Source organism: Thermonema rossianum DSM 10300, assembly GCF_000426825.1.
Lineage (GTDB): Bacteria > Bacteroidota > Bacteroidia > Cytophagales > Thermonemataceae > Thermonema > Thermonema rossianum.
Genome location: NZ_AUGC01000005.1, coordinates 99,820 through 120,630, shown reverse-complemented (window position 1 = coordinate 120,630; position 20,811 = coordinate 99,820). Strand labels below are relative to the sequence as shown.

Annotated in this window: 22 protein-coding genes; 5 read left to right on the top strand and 17 right to left on the bottom strand. The window is 48.8% G+C overall.

Annotated features, from left to right (window positions below; all coding sequences use genetic code 11):
- Positions 1-14: 14 nt before the first annotated feature.
- Positions 15-1,415, bottom strand: coding sequence for a dihydrolipoyl dehydrogenase (lpdA, locus tag K384_RS04135; RefSeq protein ID WP_038029711.1), 1,401 nt, complete (start codon positions 1,413-1,415; stop codon positions 15-17).
- Between the two features lie 76 nt (positions 1,416-1,491).
- Complete coding sequence (locus tag K384_RS04130; RefSeq protein ID WP_157630051.1) at positions 1,492-1,800, bottom strand: hypothetical protein; 309 nt, start codon at positions 1,798-1,800, stop codon at positions 1,492-1,494.
- A gap of 64 nt (positions 1,801-1,864) precedes the next feature.
- On the opposite strand from K384_RS04130, the gene K384_RS04125 reads away from it, so the two are divergent.
- The 3 genes from K384_RS04125 to folE all read left to right on the top strand — a co-directional run bounded on the left by K384_RS04125 (position 1,865) and on the right by folE (position 3,590).
- Complete coding sequence (locus tag K384_RS04125) at positions 1,865-2,377, top strand: metallophosphoesterase family protein (RefSeq protein ID WP_038029887.1); 513 nt, start codon at positions 1,865-1,867, stop codon at positions 2,375-2,377.
- A gap of 144 nt (positions 2,378-2,521) precedes the next feature.
- Complete coding sequence (locus tag K384_RS04120; protein ID WP_038029885.1) at positions 2,522-2,929, top strand: 6-pyruvoyl trahydropterin synthase family protein; 408 nt, start codon at positions 2,522-2,524, stop codon at positions 2,927-2,929.
- The gene (gene folE / locus K384_RS04115) at positions 2,892-3,590 is read left to right on the top strand and encodes a GTP cyclohydrolase I FolE (RefSeq protein ID WP_038029707.1); all 699 of its coding nucleotides are present in this window, start codon (positions 2,892-2,894) and stop codon (positions 3,588-3,590) included. Before K384_RS04120 ends, folE begins: the two co-directional genes overlap by 38 nt.
- On the opposite strand, the gene K384_RS13930 is transcribed toward folE, so the two are convergent.
- From K384_RS13930 to K384_RS04090, 5 genes are all read right to left on the bottom strand, one after another.
- Positions 3,577-3,996 (bottom strand): rhodanese-like domain-containing protein, encoded by a 420-nt coding sequence (locus tag K384_RS13930; RefSeq protein ID WP_245605279.1) that lies wholly within the window; start codon positions 3,994-3,996, stop codon positions 3,577-3,579. The genes folE and K384_RS13930 overlap by 14 nt on opposite strands.
- A 211-nt stretch (positions 3,997-4,207) precedes the next feature.
- Positions 4,208-4,540, bottom strand: a complete 333-nt coding sequence (locus tag K384_RS04105) for a rhodanese-like domain-containing protein (RefSeq protein ID WP_038029705.1) — start codon at positions 4,538-4,540, stop codon at positions 4,208-4,210.
- 55 nt (positions 4,541-4,595) lie between these two features.
- Complete coding sequence (locus tag K384_RS04100; protein ID WP_038029703.1) at positions 4,596-6,005, bottom strand: MBL fold metallo-hydrolase; 1,410 nt, start codon at positions 6,003-6,005, stop codon at positions 4,596-4,598.
- 90 nt (positions 6,006-6,095) lie between these two features.
- Positions 6,096-7,520: an MBL fold metallo-hydrolase gene (locus K384_RS04095; protein WP_038029700.1), complete on the bottom strand. Its 1,425-nt coding sequence runs from the start codon at positions 7,518-7,520 to the stop codon at positions 6,096-6,098.
- 93 nt (positions 7,521-7,613) lie between these two features.
- Complete coding sequence (locus K384_RS04090) at positions 7,614-8,426, bottom strand: sulfite exporter TauE/SafE family protein (protein WP_038029697.1); 813 nt, start codon at positions 8,424-8,426, stop codon at positions 7,614-7,616.
- Between the two features lie 251 nt (positions 8,427-8,677).
- Here K384_RS04090 and K384_RS04085 point away from each other — a divergent pair, with 251 nt between their 5' ends.
- Positions 8,678-9,088 (top strand): OsmC family protein, encoded by a 411-nt coding sequence (locus K384_RS04085; RefSeq protein ID WP_038029695.1) that lies wholly within the window; start codon positions 8,678-8,680, stop codon positions 9,086-9,088.
- Between the two features lie 6 nt (positions 9,089-9,094).
- Here K384_RS04085 and K384_RS04080 read toward each other — a convergent pair whose 3' ends face one another.
- The 4 genes from K384_RS04080 to bcp all read right to left on the bottom strand — a co-directional run bounded on the left by K384_RS04080 (position 9,095) and on the right by bcp (position 13,264).
- A complete protein-coding gene (locus K384_RS04080; protein ID WP_245605278.1) occupies positions 9,095-9,979 on the bottom strand; it encodes a 1-aminocyclopropane-1-carboxylate deaminase/D-cysteine desulfhydrase in 885 nt (294 codons plus the stop codon).
- Entirely contained in the window at positions 9,969-10,163 is a 195-nt protein-coding gene (locus K384_RS13815) for a hypothetical protein (RefSeq protein ID WP_169737608.1), read from the bottom strand. Before K384_RS13815 ends, K384_RS04080 begins: the two co-directional genes overlap by 11 nt.
- A 6-nt stretch (positions 10,164-10,169) precedes the next feature.
- Complete coding sequence (locus K384_RS04075) at positions 10,170-12,419, bottom strand: T9SS type A sorting domain-containing protein (protein WP_169737614.1); 2,250 nt, start codon at positions 12,417-12,419, stop codon at positions 10,170-10,172.
- 383 nt (positions 12,420-12,802) lie between these two features.
- A complete protein-coding gene (bcp, locus tag K384_RS04070) occupies positions 12,803-13,264 on the bottom strand; it encodes a thioredoxin-dependent thiol peroxidase (RefSeq protein ID WP_038029691.1) in 462 nt (153 codons plus the stop codon).
- Between the two features lie 113 nt (positions 13,265-13,377).
- Here bcp and K384_RS04065 point away from each other — a divergent pair, with 113 nt between their 5' ends.
- On the top strand, positions 13,378-14,466 hold the full coding sequence (locus tag K384_RS04065) for an iron-containing alcohol dehydrogenase family protein (RefSeq protein WP_245605277.1): 1,089 nt from the start codon (positions 13,378-13,380) through the stop codon (positions 14,464-14,466).
- A 51-nt stretch (positions 14,467-14,517) separates the two neighbouring features.
- On the opposite strand, the gene arsB is transcribed toward K384_RS04065, so the two are convergent.
- From arsB to K384_RS04035, 6 genes are all read right to left on the bottom strand, one after another.
- On the bottom strand, positions 14,518-15,570 hold the full coding sequence (arsB, locus tag K384_RS04060; protein WP_038029688.1) for an ACR3 family arsenite efflux transporter: 1,053 nt from the start codon (positions 15,568-15,570) through the stop codon (positions 14,518-14,520).
- 74 nt (positions 15,571-15,644) lie between these two features.
- A complete protein-coding gene (locus tag K384_RS04055; protein ID WP_051633103.1) occupies positions 15,645-16,412 on the bottom strand; it encodes a class I SAM-dependent methyltransferase in 768 nt (255 codons plus the stop codon).
- Positions 16,393-17,424: a glycosyltransferase family 9 protein gene (locus K384_RS04050; protein ID WP_169737613.1), complete on the bottom strand. Its 1,032-nt coding sequence runs from the start codon at positions 17,422-17,424 to the stop codon at positions 16,393-16,395. The genes K384_RS04055 and K384_RS04050 overlap by 20 nt, the downstream gene beginning before the upstream one ends.
- Before the next feature lie 12 nt (positions 17,425-17,436).
- Entirely contained in the window at positions 17,437-18,663 is a 1,227-nt protein-coding gene (locus tag K384_RS04045) for a glycosyltransferase family 4 protein (protein ID WP_084147114.1), read from the bottom strand.
- Positions 18,555-19,355 carry a class I SAM-dependent methyltransferase gene (locus K384_RS04040; protein WP_038029682.1) on the bottom strand — a complete coding sequence of 267 codons (801 nt, stop codon included), beginning with the start codon at positions 19,353-19,355 and terminating at the stop codon, positions 18,555-18,557. The genes K384_RS04045 and K384_RS04040 overlap by 109 nt, the downstream gene beginning before the upstream one ends.
- A gap of 28 nt (positions 19,356-19,383) precedes the next feature.
- Complete coding sequence (locus K384_RS04035; protein WP_051633102.1) at positions 19,384-20,808, bottom strand: B12-binding domain-containing radical SAM protein; 1,425 nt, start codon at positions 20,806-20,808, stop codon at positions 19,384-19,386.
- Positions 20,809-20,811: the final 3 nt, after the last annotated feature.

Below are 20,811 nucleotides of genomic sequence, written 5' to 3'. Positions count from 1 at the left end.
ACCTCACGTATTGGTTAAATATGCAGAGGGCGGTTCTCGGTGGCTGCCAAGCAAGCCTCTTTCACTGCTTCCATGTAAGTGGGGTGTGCATGAGAGATGCGGGCAATGTCTTCGGCCGAAGCGCGGAATTCCATAGCCACGACTGCCTCGGCAATCATATCGGCTGCCCGTGCACCGATGATGTGCACGCCCAAGATTTCATCTGTTTCTTTGTGTGCCAATACTTTCACAAGCCCGTCGAGGTCCATGCTTGCGCGCGCGCGCCCCAAAGCACGGAAGGGGAACTGTCCTTTCTTGTACGGTATGTTTTGCTCTTTGAGCTCCTCTTCGGTGTAGCCTACCGAAGCCACTTCGGGCCAGGTGTAAACCACGCCCGGAATGAGGCGATAATTCAAATGAGGCTTTTGTCCGGCTATGACTTCGGCAACAAAAACGCCCTCTTCCGAAGCTTTGTGTGCCAACATAGGACCACGTACCACATCGCCGATGGCATAGATATTCTCGACATTGGTTTGCAGCTTTTCGTTTACCACCACACGCCCGCGCTCATCGGTCTTTACACCTACTTTCTCCAAGCCCAAGCCGTCGGTATAAGGGCGACGCCCAATAGCTACCAAACAATAATCAGCTTTTAGCTCAATGGTATCACCCTTGGGTGTTTCGGCTTTCACGGTCACCTGCTTGGCCGTGGCTTTGGCTTCCAACACCTTATGTTTGAAGTAAAACTGAATACCCAGCTTTTTTAAAACTTTCTCTATCTCTTTCGACATGGTAGAGTCCATCGTGGGAATAGCTCTGTCCATGTACTCTACAATATGCACTTCGGTGCCCAAACGGGCAAACACAGAGCCCAATTCCAAACCAATCACACCGGCACCGATGACTACCATCTTTTTGGGCAGCTCGGTAATATTCAATGCTTCGGTAGAAGTGATGATGCGTTTTTTATCAATAGGAACGCTGGGGATGGAAGCCGGTTTCGAGCCGGTGGCAATAATCACTTTTTGAGTTTTCAACTGCTGCTTGCTGCCATCTTCTTTGGCCACCTCCACGGTGTTTTTATCTACAAAGCTGCCAAAACCGTGATATACATCGATTTTGTTTTTCTTCATCAAATAAACGACCCCGTCGCAAGTCTGCTTCACCACCTCGTTTTTGCGCTCTATCATGCGGGGCAAGTCCAGTTTGATGCCTTCTATTTTGATGCCGTGTGCATCGAAATGATGCGTGGCATTGTAATAGTGCTCGGTAGAGTCTAAAAGGGCTTTTGAGGGTATGCATCCCACATTCAGGCAAGTACCGCCCAAAGTGTTGTATTTTTCAATCAGTGCTACTTTCATGCCCAGCTGAGCACAACGAATGGCAGCCACATAGCCGCCCGGTCCGGAGCCGATAATGGTTACGTCGTATTGCATAATGAACGTTGTTTAATTGGTCAGATGTTTGAATGCAAAGGTAGCAATTCAAAAGTAAAAACAAGACCTTCCGGCATTAAAACAACATATCGATAATAATCATTGCCAGAGGTACCAGCCAGCTAATCATGCCTTTCCGCTGCGATTTTTCGTATTCACTGCGGGCAAAAGCGGTCCATGCGCCCCGTATGTTGGTAAGCCCGAAGGCACCCCACAAGCCTATGCCCAAGACTACGCCCAACCAGCCGGGGGCACCTGCCCCAAACAAACTTTGCACACTGCCCCAAATCAGATCAACCCCCAAAGCAAGAGATGAAACAGCAAACAAAGCGGTATTCATCGAAAGCATGCGACGTGCACGATTGTGTTTTTCTAACATTCCCATAGTTTCCGTATTTTATTGTTTCTTGTTTTTAGTTGCACTTACAGTTATATCGTTTGCAGTTTCTATGAAAAAGATAGCAATTTTATCCGATACACACGGTCATATCGACGCCTCCATTTTGGAATATTGTCGCGGATGCGATGAAATATGGCATGCCGGCGACATCGGCAGCCTGCAGGTGATCGAGGCGCTACAAGAGATAGCCCCTCTCCGGGCAGTTTATGGCAATATTGATGACCAAAGTCTGCGGCGCGTACTACCCGAACACCTGGATTTCGAAACAGAGGGGCTGCGTGTATTCATGACCCACATAGGTGCCCTTCCTCCGCGCTACTCCAAAAAGGTAAAAAACTTATTGGACACACACCGCCCCCATTTGTTTGTCTGCGGGCACAGCCATATTTTGCGCGTCATTCCCGACCCCGCCCGGGGGCTGCTTTACCTGAACCCGGGGGCTGCCGGTCATCATGGATTCCACAGCATGCGCACCATGCTACATCTTTATATTGCAGAAGGAAAAGCCCAAAAAATGGAAGTCATTGAGTTGGGGAAGCGAGGCCGTCCAACGGCAGTTTGAACCATCCGGCTTTTTTTTGGTGTTTTGTCATGGATGGCACCCAAGCCTCCGGGCTTAAAACCTTTTTTTTATTTGTGTGTTATTATTTTTGTTTTTGAAAAACAGACTCACCAAAAAACAATCGTCGTTATTGAATACAAGAGCATGAAGGTAAAAGTATGTAGAAAAGAGCGCTTCAACGCTGCCCACCGCTTGCACAACCCCGCATGGGACGAGGCCACCAACCAAAAGGTTTTTGGCAAATGCAACAACCCCAATTATCATGGGCACAACTACGAGCTTATTGTAGAGGTGACCGGCGAAATAGACCCGGCTACCGGCTACGTGTACGACATGAAGCAGCTAAGCGAACTAATCCAAGAGCATGTTATCAAGAAGTTCGACCACAAAAACCTGAATTTAGATACCGAAGAGTTTAGAAACCTCAATCCTACTGCCGAAAATATAGCGGTAGTCATATGGGAAAAATTGCGCGCCTTGCTGCCGCAAGAGTATGAATTAAAAGTTAAATTGTATGAAACAGAGAGAAACTTCGTTGAATTCCCCGCTTAACGGACACCAGCATATGGAAGATATGGGCGACGAACACATTCCGGGCTCTTTTGAAACGCCACTGCGCGAAGATGCTTTTGAAATGGACGATGAACTCAAGATGGAGCTGATAGAAAAGCATTTTCGCGAGATTATGCACGTTTTAGGGCTTGATTTGAGCGACGATAGCCTTAAAGGCACCCCCCGCCGCGTGGCAAAAATGTTTGTCAAAGAGATATTCAGCGGGCTCAACCCCAAAAACAAGCCGGAAATCACTCTTTTTGAAAACAAGTACCGCTACAATGAGATGCTGGTAGAAAAAGACATTACCTTTTACTCTTTCTGCGAGCATCATTTTGTACCCATATGGGGCAAAGCCCATGTTGCCTACATTTCTTCGGGCAAAGTCATAGGCTTGTCGAAATTGAACCGCATTGTACAATATTATGCCCGCCGCCCACAAGTGCAAGAGCGCATGACCGTGCAAATAGCCAATGAGTTGAAGGCTGTGTTGGATACCGAAGATGTAGCGGTGCTTATCGATGCCAAACATATGTGTGTGGCAGCCCGGGGTGTGCAAGATACAGCCAGCAGCACCGTTACGGCGTATTACGGCGGCCGTTTCAAAAATGAGGCAACCAAACAAGAGTTCTTAAGATACTTAAGCCCTACCGGCGAATAAACCGCAGATAGGGCTCCCCTTGCGAAGCAGCGAAAGGCATCCGGTTCACCCGGCCGATGCCTTTTGTTTTTCTGCTTTGACCACCGGCAGGCCTTTTTGAATCCAGGCAGCCAAACCGCCCGACAAATTGTACACATGTTCGAAACCACGCGACAGCATCATGCCACAAGCTACTTTGCTGCGCCCCCCTACCGCACAATACACATAAGTAGTGCTTGCTGCGGTCGAGTGTCTCGATTTCGCTCAAAAAAACCCCGCTGTTGATGTTCATCAGTAAAGCCCCTTCCAAATGCACTTCCTCGAACTCATGCTCGGTACGTACATCCAGCAGAACAGCCTCGGGGTCTTGCTGCAAGGCTTCGTAAAAAGCCCCGGATCCCAAATCTTTGAAGTAGTTGGCAAACATAGTCTATAGTTTTTCAATTTAGTGGATAAGAAATAATACCTTTTAAATATCGCTCTTTTCAAAAAGAAACTCAACTACTTTTTGGGGCAAAAAGTCACATTTTGCCCGGTTGATAAAAAGTTGCATCCGGTGCATGTGCATTGTCTTGGCAAAGCAAAAAAAGCAGCCCCGCTTCCGCAGAGCTGCTTTCATTCATAAAATGTGTTTCGACTTATTTTTCTACGGGCATACCCTCTGCCATCCAACGGGTGATGCCTCCGGTCATGTTGACCAGATTAGAGAAGCCCTTGCTTGCCATCAGACCGCAGGCAGCGCTGCTGCGTCCGCCGCTACGACAATACACATAATAAGCTTTGTTTTTGTCGAGCTTTTCGATTTCGGCGGCAAAATTACCTCCGTTGATATCGATGAGCTTGGCTCCTTTTAAATGTGCTTCACGGTATTCCATAGGGGTACGCACATCGATTAGCACAGCATTGGGGTCTTGCTCATAGGCTGCCCAGAATTCTTTGGGCGCCATATTTTTAAAAGCTTGTCCTGTCATGACTTTCCAAATAGTTTTTAAAGTGTTTAACATATGATTCAATCTTTTCTGTCTGTTACTTAGGTTGTCCGGTTGTGGGGCAAATTTCCTGAGTCAAAGGCAGCGAAGTGTTCTTGATGGCATTGAAGCCCCCCGCAATGTCGGTAATATGCTCAAAACCCTCACGTTTCAAAATAGAGCAGGCAATCATAGAACGATAGCCACCGGCACAATGCACATAATAGTGCTTGTTTTTATCTAATTCGCGCAAATGTTGATAAATGTAGTCTAAAGGCACATTTTGAGCATCAGGAATATGCTGAGCTGTGTATTCGCCCGGTTTGCGCACATCAAGAATATCAAGCTTACCGGCCTCATAACGGCGGGCGAAATCTTCTGCCGGAATAGACTCGACTTGAGCCAGCTCTTTACCGGCTTCTTTCCAACGCTCTATGCCCCCGCTCAAATAGCCAATCACATTGTCGTAACCTACACGTGCCAAGCGAATGACGGTTTCTTCTTCACGTCCTTCGGGCGTAATGAGAATAATAGGGGTGTTCAGGTCTTCTACGATAGTGCCCACCCAAATGGCAAACATGCCATCCAGCCCTATATTCAAAGAGTTGGGGATGTGTCCTTTGGCAAATTCCTGCGGGCTGCGTACATCGAGTACCAAGGCGCCTTCTTGCAAATGCTTTTCAAAAGCAGCGAGGTCTAAAGCATTTTCTGCCTTCTTTACCACCTCCAGCACGCTGTTGTAGCCTTCTTTATTCAGCATGGCATTCTTGGCAAAATACTGTGGCGGCGGCAGAATGTTGGTAGCTTCTTTAATGAATTGCTCTTTGGTCAATTCAGGCTGCAGTGCCCAGTTGGTTTTTTTCTGATTGCCTAAGGTGTCGTAGGTTTCTTTCGACATACTCTTGCCACAAGCCGAGCCGGCACCATGCGCCGGATACACTATCAGGTGGTCGGGCAAGGGCATGATTTTATTGCGCAGAGAATCATACAGCATGCCTGCCAGGTCTTCTTTGGTCAAACCATTCCGGATGGCCAAGTCGGGGCGGCCCACATCGCCAATGAAGAGGGTATCACCGGTAAAGATAGCATGCGGCTCGCCGTTTTCGTTATAGAGCAGGTAAGTGGTCGATTCAGGGGTGTGTCCGGGCGTATGAATCACCTTGATTTTCAGCTTGCCTACTTGAAACTCTTCGCCGTCTTTGGCCACATACACAGGATAGTTGGTTTCAGCACCCGGTCCATAAACAATAGTGGCACCTGTTAGCTTTGCCAGGTCGAGATGTCCCGAAACGAAATCGGCATGGAAGTGGGTTTCAAAGATGTATTTAATCTTGGCCCCACTCTTTTCTGCCAATTCAATATAGGGCATGGGCTCACGCAGTGGGTCAATCACTGCGGCTTCGCCATCGGATTCAATGAAGTAGGCACCTTGTGCCAAACACTTCGTATAAAGCTGTTCTACTATCATGAGGATACTCGTTTTTAATTTTATAGTTCAACAAATTTACTGAAAATACATAAGGAACAGGGCGGGCAGATTCCCGCCCCCTTGGTGCTTTTATACAGTTGCTACTGCTTCCTCCTTGGGAATGTTGGTTTGCTTAATGGCATTATAGCCGCCCATCACATCTACTACCTGTTCAAAGCCGTGGCGTTTCAGGATAGAGCAGGCAATCATGGAACGATAGCCCCCGGCACAGTGGATGTAGTACTTTTTGGACTTGTCCAGCTCAGCGAGGTGTTGTTGCAGGTAGTCCACGGGGTAGTTCAGGGCGCCTTTTACATGCCCGGCAGCATACTCGCCCGGACGGCGCACATCCAGCACAGCGGTCTTGCCCTCTTCATAAAGGCGGGCAAATTCTTCGGCACTTACCGACTCGACAGTAGCTATTTCTTTGCCGGCCTGTGCCCACTCCTGCATGCCGTCGTTCAGGAAGCCCAGTACATGGTCGTAGCCCACACGCGCCAAGCGGGTGATGGTTTCACGCTCACGGTTTTCGGGTGTAATCAGTACAATGGGCGTGTTGAGGTCTTCTACGATGGTACCTACCCACACGGCAAACATGCCGCCGTCCAAGCCAATGTTCAAAGCACTGGGGATATGCCCTTTGCGGAACTCATCGGGGGTGCGCACATCCAACACCACGGCACCTTGGGCGATGGCTTTTTCCACGTCTTCCACCGTCATGGGGGTGAAGGCTTTTTCTACTACGGCATCGTAGCTTTCGTAGCCCATTTTGTTCAGAACTGCATTTTTGGGGAAGTATTGAGGTGGAGGCAACAGCCCTTCGGTTACCACCTTGATAAACTCTTCCTTAGACATGGGCTGCAGGGCATAGTTGGTTTGCTTCTGATTGCCCAAAGTGTCGTAGGTTTCTTTTGCCAGGTGCTTGCCACAAGCCGAGCCGGCACCATGCCCCGGAAATACAATCATCTCATCAGGCAAAGGCATGATTTTGTTACGCAAAGAGTCATACAGATGTCCGGCAAGGTCTTCTTTTGTCAGGTCTGTTTTTACTGCCAAATCGGGACGGCCCACATCGCCAATAAAGAGGGTGTCGCCGGTGAAGATGGCTACTTCTTTGCCTTCGTCGTCGATGAGCAAATAAGTCGTGGATTCCATGGTATGCCCGGGGGTGTGCAGAGCTTTGATGGTAACCTTTCCTACCTTAAACTCCTCTCCATCTTTGGCAATATATGCCTCAAAGTTGGGTTGAGCGGTAGGTCCGTACACGATGGTAGCGCCGGTTTTTTTGGCAAGGTCAAGATGCCCGGACACAAAGTCGGCATGGAAGTGGGTTTCAAACACATATTTAATTTTAGCCCCGTGTTTCTGTGCCATTTGTATGTAGGGGTCGGGCTCACGCAGTGGATCTATGACCACTGCTTCATCGCCTGATTGAATATAGTAGGCTGCTTCTGCCAAACAGTTGGTGTACATTTGTTCTACAAAATACACCCCTTCTTTTTTGATAGTTGCCATAGCTTTCCTCCGTTTTTAAGGTTTCATTGATACAACACAAATATATGTAGATTCGTTCATATGAAAAATGACTTTCGTCATTTCCGGGCGGCTTTAAGCATTCATCATTTCTTTCAGAAGAATCATTATGCCCATCACTAAGACGAACCAGCCGAAAGCAGGCTTCAATTTGGCACTGCTGATGTACTTGCTGACCCAGGTTCCAAGCAAGATGCCGGCAATAGCCATCAAAGAGAAGAGCCCCAAGAAGGTCCAATCAATGGCATCACCGTAATTTTGTACATCTCCGATAAAACCAATCAGTGATTTTACGGCTATAATAAGAAGCGAGGTACCCACCGCCAATTTCATGGGCAAGCGGGCGAAGACCACCAAAGCGGGGATAATCAAGAAGCCCCCTCCTGCCCCCACAAAGCCGGTCAATACACCTACTACTATGCCTTCTGTCAAAATTAAGGGGTAGTTAAATTTCGGATTGGCTTCTTCATCTGCGATTGCCTCTCCGCCTTTTTTCTTACGAATCATGGAAACGGCAGCCAAAATCATCATGGCGGCAAACACCACCATCACCAAAATGTCTTTGGTCAGAATGAAAGTACCGATTTGTGCGATGGTATCGGGAATGGCAGGCATCAAAAATTTACGAGTGGCATACACCGAAGCAAAGGCCGGTATGGCAAACACAACAGCCGTTTTCAAACTAAGCTGCCCCTTGCGCCAATAACCGTATGCCCCAATGAGGGCGGTCAGCCCTACCACAAACAGAGAATAAGCCGTGGACATGACCGGGTCAATGCCCATTACATATACCAAAATAGGAACCGTCAGGATGGAACCTCCACCTCCTAATAAGCCCAAGGTGAAGCCCATAACTACAGATAACAGATAGCCTAAAATCTCATGCATAGAACTTTTTCGTTTTTAAAAGATGAGGTAAATGATTGTTTACGAACACAAACATATAAACATTTTTTCATATATAAAAATCCTACCGGGCATTTTATTCATTATTTTTGCAGTTGCTCATTGCATATGGCTGTTTCACAAAGAGGTAAGACACTTCAAGCCTTTCGCTTTTTTTGCATCGGGTTTTCATAAAAACAATTTCCAGACAATGCTTATACTTGCATGCAAAGTTTCACTCAACGTTCAAAACCATGACAAAGATACAAGGCAAGTACTTAGGACAGCTGCGCACGGCTTCCGTTCATTTACCTTCGGGCAGTGAACTGCTCACCGACGCCCCCACCGACAATCACGGCAAGGGCGAAACCTTCTCACCTACTGACCTGGTGGCAACGGCTTTGGGCAGCTGTATGGTTACCATTATGGGTATTTATGCCGAAGGGCACGGCATTGATTTGTCGGGCACTTACTGGGAAACCGAAAAAGTGATGGCGAGCAATCCGCGCCGTATAGCGGAAATACGCATACGCCTGCATCTACCCAAAAGTATAGCTGCCGGTGAACGTCCCAAACTGGAACAAGCCGCCCGTAATTGTCCGGTAGCTTTGAGCTTGTCTGCCGAATTGCAGCAAGATATTCAGTTCTTCTACGATGTAGAATAAGCGCATTCAATAAGCCCACAGGGCAGGAATGCCACCTGTATGCCAAAAAAGCACACGGCTGCCTTCCGGCAGCTGTTTCTTTTTCATGTGGTCATACATGGCATAAAAAGCACGGGCTGTATATACCGGGTCAAGCAAAATTCCTTCGGTACGGGCAACCTCCTCCATAAGCCTCTGCTCCTGTGGTGTCAAGACGGCATAACCGGCAGCATCGTAGTCGGTAAGCAAAGGGCACGGGGGGATATTATCTGCCTGTATGCCCCACAAAGGGGCAAGAGCCGCCACCAAATCGTTCACCTTTTTTTGTAAGGCGGCACCTTCTACGGGCTCTTTGTCGATACGAACGGGCATCAAGCGCGCCGGCAAACGGTACAAAGCACTGCCTACCATCATGCCGGCTTGTGTGCCACCGGAACTGCTCGCAAAAAAGATGTAATCGAAGGACAAGGCAAGTTGCGCCGTTTGCTCTTTCAACTCGGCCATGGCTTCCACAAAGCCACAGGCACCGAGGGCATTGGAGCCACCGTAAGGAATGACATAACAACGCTTGCCGGCATCTTGCAACCGGCGGTACAAAGCGGGCAAAGCTTCGCCCTTGCGGTTCTGCCCGGTAAAATGGATGTGAGCCCCCAACAAGCGGGACAGCTTCAAATTGCCTGTTTCTACGGCGGGGGGCACGCCCCCCAGCATCAGATGGCACTCTAATCCTAAGGCAGCACAAGCGGCCGCCGTCTGCCGGCAGTGGTTCGACTGTTGTGCCCCGGCAGTAAGCACGGTGTCTGCCCCTTGGGCTAATGCTTCTGCCAGCAAGTACTCCAGCTTGCGGCATTTGTTGCCGCCTGTAGCCAAACCGGTTTGGTCGTCTCTTTTTATCCAGAGCTCATAAGGCAAATTTTTGACGATTCGCTTCAAAGGATGCAAAGGCGTAGGAAAAAATCCTAAATTGACTTTTTGCAAAGGTGGCATAAGATATGCGTTCAAAAGGTTGATTTGCTGAAGATGCCATGTTTCCGGCAATAAAACAAGCCTCACCGCTATAGTTTCTGCGATGAGGCTTGCCGGCTTGGTTTGCCATTCGATATTATCTCAAAATTTTTACAGCCTTTTGCATATCGGGTGTTTCTATGCGCAGTATATAAATACCCGGCTGCATGCGCTGCATGTCTATTTCAAAGTACATGGCTTGTTCGCCTTCGAAAGCTGCCTGCCACACCAGCCGGCCTACGCTGTTATATATTCGCACCTGTGTATGTTCAGAAAGTGGAAGTTCAGAAGCTTCGTAAAGATTGACTACCCAGCGGTTTCCTTGTCTTTGCAATACATTTTCTTCAAAAGCAGCTGCACTGCGGTAGTAAGTGGGCGGAGGCGGCGGGGGCTCGTCCCCACGCTCAGCTGCACAACGAATACCATCCACGTCAAAGCCGTCGGCGCTACGTGGGAAGCGGCTGATGTTGGGGTCAGTCCTGTCCACTATTTTCACATATTTCACACAGCTGAGTCCGCTTCCTGCCAAATCGAAGCGCGCTCCATTGGCATCCGGGCTTCCGTCGCTGTTTTCAGGTCTTTCTTTACCGGGTTGGGTTTCGCCTAAGCTCACCCAGTAAACACCATCAGCCGATACAAACAACTCTGCTTTTTCGGGATAACGTTCATGTTTCGGATTACCAAAAGACGTTTCAAACAGTTCTAAATCATAACCTTCCTTGTCGCACACACGGCAGCTAAGCTCCAGTGTCAGGCTGCCGCCAAAGCCCAGTGATACGAAGTTGTGCTCATTGGCATTGGTCATGGCATCGGAACGCTCGGGTTCACCCAAGGCGCGTTCCGGGTGGCTTCTGTTTGCCAATACGGCACTACCGTTTTTGCGCTTGCCTTGCTCAAAGGCAACTACACGCATAGCTGTTACACACTCATCTTGGCATAGGTCCGGCGGGGTAGCACAAGGAATGATTTCATGCACCAAAAAGTCACTATCGTCTGCGGGCACCCCTTTCGATGCTGCCACGTAGGGTTCTGCCGAGAACTCCAACACCGAAAAAGGCTCTGTGGTTTGTATGTAGAAGGTGTACAAGCCTGCACAATTATAGCACCAAGGCTCCACGCCACGCACCATGCCCCGCCCCACTTCTATCAAGGCGTTTCCCTCGCGACGGTAAGCCACCCAGGTAGCGCGTTCCGCTTTGTTTTGCGACTCATGGCCATAGAAGCGCGAAAGTGTCACCTGTGCCGAAGGAAAATCCTTCCGGAAATCCACACGCAGGTACTCTGAGCGCCCTTCGGCAGCGATATAGTTGATTTCATGGAAGCGGCTGCGCTCGGCTTGCTGCCCTTGCACGGGGCCGGGCACACCCACGCCTCCACTCAAAGGCACATTTTGCCAGTCCGGGCGGATGGCTTCCGGCGGCATGCTTTGGTAAGTGCTGTCATACAAGCCACGCACCTCTATAGAAGCTGCCCGCCAGTCTTGTGTAGTCCCCCCAAGCGTATCGAGGCACTCCGGCTCCGGTTGACACAAAGGCGTTATTTCCCGCACGTAATAGTCGCTTGCGTCTTCATATTGGCGCATGTTCTCCTCACCGTAAGGACCGGCATGGAAGTCAAGGTAATAGAAAGGCTCGTCAGTATGCACTTCTATCTCTAAAAAGCCGGGATTGCCATTGCCCAGATACTGTTCTGCAGCAAAATATCCACGTCCTACTTCTTGCCCTTGTGCATCACGTGCAATCCAATAACCTTGCTCTACTTTGCCGTACTCCCGGTAAATATGGGAAAGCGTCACCTTCATGTGGCGAAAGCCCTCGTCACGGCAGAAACGGAAGCGCAGTACTTCGGTGCCATAGCCGGGGATGTAATTGATTTGTTGCAGACGTTGAGCGGTGCCCTCCGGCCCGGCTACCCCTACACCCGGTCCACGCACGGAGTTGCCGGTAAAGAAAACAGCGTCTTCCGTGAAGGCACTTGCTTCCAAGGCTTTGGCTGTAATTTCGGCTTTTACCCAGCTTTCAGGAAATCCGTCGCCACCCAGCGTTTCACCACATTCCAGACATTCTTGTGGCGAAGACTCGCACAATTGTGTTGTATTGGCACATTTTCGCCCTTTGTCCTGCTCTTTCCCCTTTACGTACAAAATCAACAAATCACACCCCACCCCCGTTCGAGTAGTATAGAAGAAGTTATCGCCCGGAACCGCCACCCCACTCCCGCTTAAATCGCTGCCTTCGATAACCCAAGTATAAGGCACATCTTGAGTATTTTCGTTGCGCACCCGCCAAAGGAAGCGGTCAGCCCCGGCGTCGTAGCACATGAACGTCAGCTGCAGATCCGTATTCACCTCTCTGTTTTGCGCCCAAACACAGAAGGTTGTTTGTGCAAAAATCAGAATAATCAAAAGATTATTTCTACTAAGATTACACGATAGATATTTTATTAAGGGTCCCATGAGCAAACGAGTTTATACACTCAAAATAAAGCAAATAACATTCCTATTCCAAAAAAAGCGGCAACAAAATACTTTATTATTTTCATTTTTTAAATATTTTTTGTACACCTCCTACTACCATGTAATACTTCGCACAAAATAGGGCTCCATATTTCTACACAGCAGTGCAACCAAGCGCCGGGCAAGTCATGGCACGCGCCGGTTTCTTATTCCAAAAGAAAAAGCCCCCGGCACGTATGTTACCGGAGGCTTTCATATCTGCCAAAAGGAGGGTATCATTTACTGCCTTTTAGAATTTCTTCGGCATGCTCTTGTGTTTTGGGGCGCTTGATGATACGCTCAATGGTACCGTCAGGATTTATCACGAATGTGGTGCGTGCCGTCCCCCAATATTTACGTCCATACATGTTTTTCTCTTTCCACACCCCGTAGGCTTCTACCAGTTGATGGTCGGTATCAGCAATCAAGGGGAAAGGCAGTTGATACTTTTCTATAAACTTTTGATGCGAGGCTTCGTCATCTACACTTACGCCCACCACTAAATAGCCTGCATCAAGCAATTCTTGATAATGATCGCGCAAGTTGCAAGCCTGCTTGGTACAGCCGGGGGTATCGTCTTTGGGATAAAAATACAATACTATTTTTTTGCCTTCCTTCAAAAGGTCTTCCAGGCGTATCGTATTGCCATTTTGGTCTTTAGCTTCGAACAAGGGGGCTTTATCTCCTACTTTCAACATCGCTTTTTGTGGTTTAGATTTTACACTTTAGACGCAAAGATATAAGAGAAAGTTTGTAAGTTTGCCTATACGTAGCAAATTCTATTTAACCTTTCATTAACCCAACGAACAACATGAGTGACATGTTTCGCAACTTCAAAAATGTAGGCAAATGCGCCTATGGACGAGGAAGCTTCGCCCGCTTGGGAGAAATCATAGCTCCCAAACGTAAAGAAAATAACGGTTATTTTGTCTTTATCGTCGATGACTATTTTAAAGATAAGCCACTGGCACAGCAACTGCCCGTAGAGAGTAATGACCGCGTAGAATTCATTTATTGCGGCGGTGATGAGCCTAAAACTTCTCAAATAGATGCTCTGCGTGACAGCATCTTGGCAGAAGGCGGCTTGCCCGCCGGCGTTGTCGGTATCGGCGGCGGCAGTGCCATGGATATCGCCAAAGCGCTTTCGCTGATGCTGACCAACGAAGGCTCTTCGGTGCAATACCAAGGCTTGAATTTGATTAAAAACCCGGGTGTTTACCATGTGGGCGTGCCGACCATTTCCGGCACAGGTGCCGAAGTGTCAATGACCGCCGTCTTGACCGGTCCTACCAAAAAGCTGGGCATCAAATGTGACTACACCGTTTTTGATCAAATCGTGTTGGACCCCGACCTGATTGCCACCGTTCCTAAGAATCAGTGGTTCTACACAGGCATGGATTGCTACATCCACTGTGTGGAAGCCATGACCGGCTATATGAAAAATACCTTCAGCGAAGCGTACGGTTACAAAGCCATGGAACTTTGCGAAGAGGTATATTTGGGCGAAAATGCCGGACAAACCCCGCTCAATGACGAAAAACTGATGGTGGCTTCTTTAATGGGCGGTCTGAGCCTTACTTACTCCGAAGTAGGCATTTGCCATGCGCTGTCTTACGGCTTGTCATTTGTGTTTGGCACCCGTCATGGCATTGCCAACTGCATTTGTTTCAACCAGTTGGAAGAATACTACCCCGAGGGCGTGAAAGCCTTCAAAAAGATGGTAGAGCAACACGGTATTGACATACCGCAGGGGCTTGCCAAAGACTGGACCGAAGCACAAATAGATAAAATGACAGAGATAGCCCTTGGCCTTTCGCATATGTGGAAGCACGCCTTAGGTCCTGATTGGGAAAACAAAGTAGAGCCTGAAAAAATAAAGGACATTTACCGCAGAATGTAAAAAAGCAGCCCCTTGTTCGAGGGGCTGTTTCGTTATAGAGGGATTGTTTCTTCAAGCATTCTGATGCCGGTAATAGCGACGGCGTATCCAATGAGCCAGGCGCACCAAAAGGATAAGCGCAGGCACCTCTACCAGAGGGCCAATCACGCCGGCAAAAGCCTGTTCCGAGTTCAAACCAAACACCGCAATAGCCACAGCTATGGCCAATTCAAAGTTATTACCCGCTGCCGTGAAAGCCACCGATGCGGCTTTGTCGTAAGAAGCCCCCAAACGGTAAGTGATTGCAAAGCCGATAATAAACATCAGAGCAAAATAAATCAACAGCGGAAGTGCGATAAGCAAAACGTCCTTGGGGATTTCTACAATCAACTCCCCTTTCAGTGAAAACATCAATACGATGGTAAACAGCAAGGCAATGAGCGTGAGCGGGGAAATAGCCGGTATAAATCGCTTCATGTACCACTCTTCTCCCTTGCGGCGCACCAATATGAAGCGCGTTGCCCACCCCAAAACGAAAGGGATGCCCAAGTAGATAGCCACACTTTCTGCAATAGTCGCTACGGATATATCGACAATTGCTCCTTCAAAGCCAAAAAAAGGCGGAAGAACCGTAATAAAAATCCAAGCATAAAAACTGTAAGCAAACACCTGAAACAAGCTGTTGAGCGCCACCAAGCCGGCACCGTATTCACGGCTGCCGTCTGCCAGGTCGTTCCAGACCAGCACCATGGCAATGCAGCGCGCCAAACCTATAAGTATCAATCCCACCATGTATCCGGGATATTCCGGAAGAAAAGCTATCGCCAAGAAAAACATCAATAAAGGACCTACCACCCAGTTGAGCAACAGGGATATTGCCAACAAACGTGTGTTTCGAAACACTTGTGGCAACAGAGAATAATCAACCTTTGCCAAAGGGGGATACATCATCAATATCAAACCTATGGCAAGGGGAATATTGGTGGTTCCGCTGCTCATGGATTCGATGTGGCCGGCGACAGCCGGAAAGAAATAACCTATAGCCACACCCACTCCCATTGCCAAGAAAATCCATAAGGTCAAATAGCGATCGAGAAAGCTTAATTTTTTGGCCGGACGGCTCATATCTGTCGTTTTTTTATTATTTACTGATTGCCTGCATAGTTAATAAATTCTCGCAACATAGGCAACCACAGTGGTCATTTGTATATACAGAGCCAGTCTAAGGGATGAGAACGCCATCGGCGGTTGCGCCTCTTTTTAAAACGAAAGGGGCGCAAATCCTCCAGGCAATGGTGGTGATAATAAGTCTGCATATCCTCCATGCCCATCTCCCGGTAGTAACCGGCGGTCCGCAGGCATGCCGATGCACACGCCTGCCTGTCCTTATAGAAACGAGTATCGAGCAAATGCACCTCTCCGCCTTTTCTTAGTAAGGGCAACAGCTCTTCTATCAAAGCCGGAAGGTCGGCAAAATATTGCGCCGAAGCCGCCAACAGTATCAGGTCAAAACTCTCCGGGCGTATGTGTCCGGTGCCTGTTGCAAAATGCCAATACAAGTTGGGCAGTGCAAAAACCCGCGCCGCCTGTGTAAGCTCCCTGCGGTTTACATCTTGCGCATGCACCACCACATTCCCCAAGGAAGCAGTTCTGTAAGATAACCAACCGTTGCCACATCCTATATCCAGTATAAAAAGCTGTTTGTCACGATTTTTTTTCTTCACATAACGATGCCATGCAAGCATGCTCCGGCGGCGCCACCGCCAAAAATCCTTTGTCTGCGGTTGTTCACAGTACGGCAGTTGCCTCACGGCTTCGTCATCCATGAGCCACCCTTCTTGGCGTCGCAGGGCAACATACAGCTGCTCAAAGCGCTCAACCGCCGGTGTAGGTTCGTCCCAGTGATACACGCCTGCATCTTGAAACAAAGGCTTGCGATGAAATACATCAAAATGTTCTTTGTTCATATTTTTCCCATAAGACATAACATTGTGCCAATACTTTATCTACTGTGAAACTTGACATACACAAAGGCGGTGGCTGCCACACACAATGTGTCCACATACAATCGTGGCATGCGAACGCTCCACTGTCGAAACAGAAAGTATGCTGCCCCAAAGGACGCGCCCAATCGCTGCGGGTGCCCCCCAGCAAAGCGACCGTAGGCACCCCACTACTCCAAGCCAGGTGCATCAAGCCAGAATCTTCCGATAACACCAAAGACACATTCAACAAAATACCCCATGCCTGTGCCGCCGTTGTTTTGCCAAGCAAGTCGATGCAGCGACAATCACCCAATCGTTGTTTTAGTTGCCGAAGGCGGGCAACTCCCTGCTTGGTACCCAACAATACGAAGCATACATTACTGCATATTTCATCCACCCAGCGCTTTGCCCAAGCTGCGAAGCGCTCCACAGGCCACTGCCTGGAGGCAAAGCAAGCCGCAGGATTCAATACTATCAAAGGCTCGCCCTGCCAACCATGGTCGCGCAGCAAAGCGGCTCCTTCCTGCCGCCAACATGCCCGGCCGGGGAAATCATAATCAGGCGACACCTGCCAACCGGCAGCTATTAAAGCTGCTTGAGTGCGTACGCCTGCGGGGCGAGGGCTGTATTTGTCAAAAGCCACCTGTACTGCAGGCTTCAATGAGCGGACAATTTGCCTGCTCAAGGCATGGTTTTGCAAATCTATCACCACATCATACTTTGTGCCTTTCAGTCTTTTTTTCAGCCACAAGGCATGCCATCGCTGGCGCTTAGTGCTTCTTCCCCCTTTCAGTATGTATATCTTATCGAAAATACCACTTGCCACAGGCACGGGGGCTGTTTCAGCACGTGTAAGAAAATGCAAGCGGCTACCCTGTGGCAGTTGTTTGCGCAAAGCGTTCAAATACGGCAAGGTAAGCCAAACATCGCCATTGGCTTGCATACGAATCGCCAACACATTTAAAGGGCGATGTCTATTTATGTTTCCCTGCACATGAGTCATTGTTTACTGCGATGTGTTCTTCAATACCTGCTCATATATTTTCAACATACTTTCCATGTGCTTGCCTTGATCAAAGTGCAGTTCTATCTGCCTGCGGGCTTCCTGCTGCATAGCTACGTAAAGTCGCGGTTTATTAAGCATGTGCAAAATAGTTTGAGTAAGCGCTTCATGCGTTACCCACGGAATAAAGGTAGCATGTTCATTCAACAAATCAGCTGCCATTCCTACGACAGAACTTACCACCACCGCGCCCGATGCCATGGCTTCGGCAAGTACCACACCCTGTGCTTCATAAGCAGAGGGGTGAAGAAAGAAATGAGCTTCTTGATAAAAAGCAGGCAACTTCTTATGTGACAGGTGTCCCCAAAAGTGTACTGACCGGGACAGTAGCGGCTCATTTTGTACATATTTCCAAAGTGAGGGTACAGCACTTCCATCGCCTACGATATCCAAACGGGCCGGTATTTGCGTCTGACGGATGAAGTACTCAAAAAACTGTAACGCTTCTATACTTCGCTTCAAAGGTTGAAGGTTGGCTACATGCAGGAATCGCAGCGGATACTCTATGTTTTTTTCTTTGAACGCAAAATGGCGGATATCTACTCCCCAAGGCAAGACCTGCACTTTGTGATGCCATTGCGCGGGCAATTTGTTTTTTTGATAACAGCTTAAACAAATGATGCGCTTGGCTTGCTTGTATGCATACTGCAAACGGGTAGCCACACGCTTTTTACCCAAGGCACCATACCGGTACTCGGGCAAATAAACCACCTCGCCCCCTTGCAAGGTAAGAACGAAAGGCAGTGAAAAAAGGCGTGCTATCCATGCTCCCCAAAATCCGGCAGGATATCCCCACAATACATGCAGTAAATCAAACGGTTGCCGGCGGTGTTCTTGTGCAAAACGGTAAGCCAAGCGCAAGGCACTCCATTTCACCGAACCTCCTACATGCCCTCCGGCATGCAAGAAGCTGTAAGTTGAAGGGGCAAATGCCTGCGCCGGCCGCAACATGGAAAAGACGGTCAAAGCACAGTGCTTACCTAAACGATGGGCATACTGTTGCACCACCGGCACTCCTTCGGCCATGAATCCTCCGCCTATTCCTCCGTAAAGCATGAGCGCTATACGCATGCGTACTGCTTTTTTCTTCGTGCCGTAATGATGTAGTGGTCGCCCCAAGCTGCCCAAGGCATCCGATGACGCAGCTTCGAATCCAAGTAGCTGCACCATCTGGTCAAAAGAGGGTGTTTTTTTGCCCACTCCTCTTCTTCAGGCAGCGGGTAAAGCAGACTCATGGCTTCAAGCGCCACTGTTTCGAAACCATAAGATTGAAACAAACGCTTCACTTTGCCCGGGGCATGGTAGTACACAGGAAAATGCACTCCCTCTAAATGTGCCGTTGTGTGTCCCCGCCAACGCCGGCTCGCATAGCGCCAACGCCCACGCAACAGCTTTAAGGCTTCCCGCAAACAAAAAGGCGGCATCAAAACCCAAGTAATGGTGGCCTCTGCTGCCAAAAAAGGCATAAGCCCATCCATGACGGCCTCCAGGTTTGCGGTGCAGTTCAAACCGCCAAAGTTTGAAAACACATAACTGAATCCCTTGTATTGCAGGTGTTCAATACGGGTAAAGTCAAGATATTCAACCGTCATTCTTCCGGCGGAGCTATACTCTTTTTTTTGATGCAATTGCTTGAGCATACCTTCGGCGGCATCGGTGGCATGCACCCTTACGCCCCGTTTTACCCAATAAAGAGCATCCAACCCGGTGCCGGCATTTAGCTCCAACATAAAATCACCGGGCTCAATAAAACGGCGCACATGCGCACGCACCTGTGCACGCAAATACGTCAGTACCCGGTGCTTTTCTTCCAGTGTATCAAAATATACCGACTGCCGGCTAAATGCCTCAGTAGCACTCATAAGCACATATTTATTTCTTGGAATCTGACTAAAAAGGAAGTGCCTGCGAGGCAAGCTCTTCCATTCGCCTTTTGTAGTAACGCATGCGCCAAGAAAGCAGTGGTTTTTTTACTTTGTACTTCAAAAAATCTTTGCTTTTTAGATACTGATACTTACAATGCACGTAACGGTGCAAGAGCTTATAGAAAGGTCTTGGGAAATGTGCCTGATACATTGTGTCCAAGTCGTCGGAATCCTGCCAATGGTCTTTGTCTTTCAGTAAGCTGCGCACTTTTTCATAAAAGAGGGTGCCGGGCAACGGATAAGCCACCGAAATACCTATATGGTCGGGCATGCAAATTTCAATAAGGTGCAAGGTGGCGGCAATGTCTGCCTCATCTTCTCCCAAATAACCAAACTGCAAAAACCAGCCTACTTTTACTCCCGCTGATTTCAGCTTACGTGTTGCCTGCTGCACCTGCTCCACGGTGATGCCTTTGTCCATGGCATCTAAAATGCGTTGTGAGCCACTTTCTACACCTATCCATGCTTCTTGAAGCCCCACGGCAAGCAGGTCTTCCATCGCTTGTTTTCCACACAGCAAATCTGCCCGGGTTTGTATTTTCAGGGGCAAGCGCGCGTCGAGGCGCTCAATTTCTTTCCGGAAAGCAGCAAGCCAGTCGGAACGCAACCCAAAAATATCATCCATCATCCACAAATGCCCCACCCCCAATTGATGTTTGAGCATAGCTATTTCGGCGGCGACCTGCTCCGGCGGACGCATAAAGTAACGGTTACCATAAATAGGCTTCGCGCACCAATTGCATTTATAGGGACAACCACGCGTGGTGGCAATACCCACAGAAAAATACCCGTGATATTTATGCCAAAGCGCACGGTAATCGTCCAGGGGCAACAGCTGCCAATCGGGTGGCGGCAGTGCTCCCAGATCTCGCATCAGAGGACGTGGGGCGGTCAGTTGTAGCTGTCCATCTTTCAAAAAAGCACAGCCGGGCACCTCATAGCTCCACTGCTTATGGGCAGCATACTCCTTCAACAGTTCTTTTATAGTTTCTTCTGCCTCTCCTTTCAATACGAAGTGTGCGCCCGCCTGCAGGTATTCAAGAGGGAAATCCTGTGCATCAGAGTTATAAACAATTGCAGGTATATTCAAAGAAGCCGCTGTTTGTATAAGCTCCAGGGCAAAAGTCCGTTGGTGCTGCAGGCACATCTTGGTCAAGTAGTTGAATTGATCATCGTAAATAATTACCACATCGGGACGCAAAGCAAAAAGCGCATCGGTATAGTCGCGGGCATCTTTACGCAAGTGGTGGTCCAGAAAGTCCACCTGATAGCCCTCTTGCCGGAGCAAGGCTGCCGCCCAGGCGGTGCCATAGGGTGGATAGCACTGCTTGGCTTTCCATTGTTTTTTGTCTGCCCGGTAACGGTAGCTGTTGGTGAGAAGAATACGCATTGT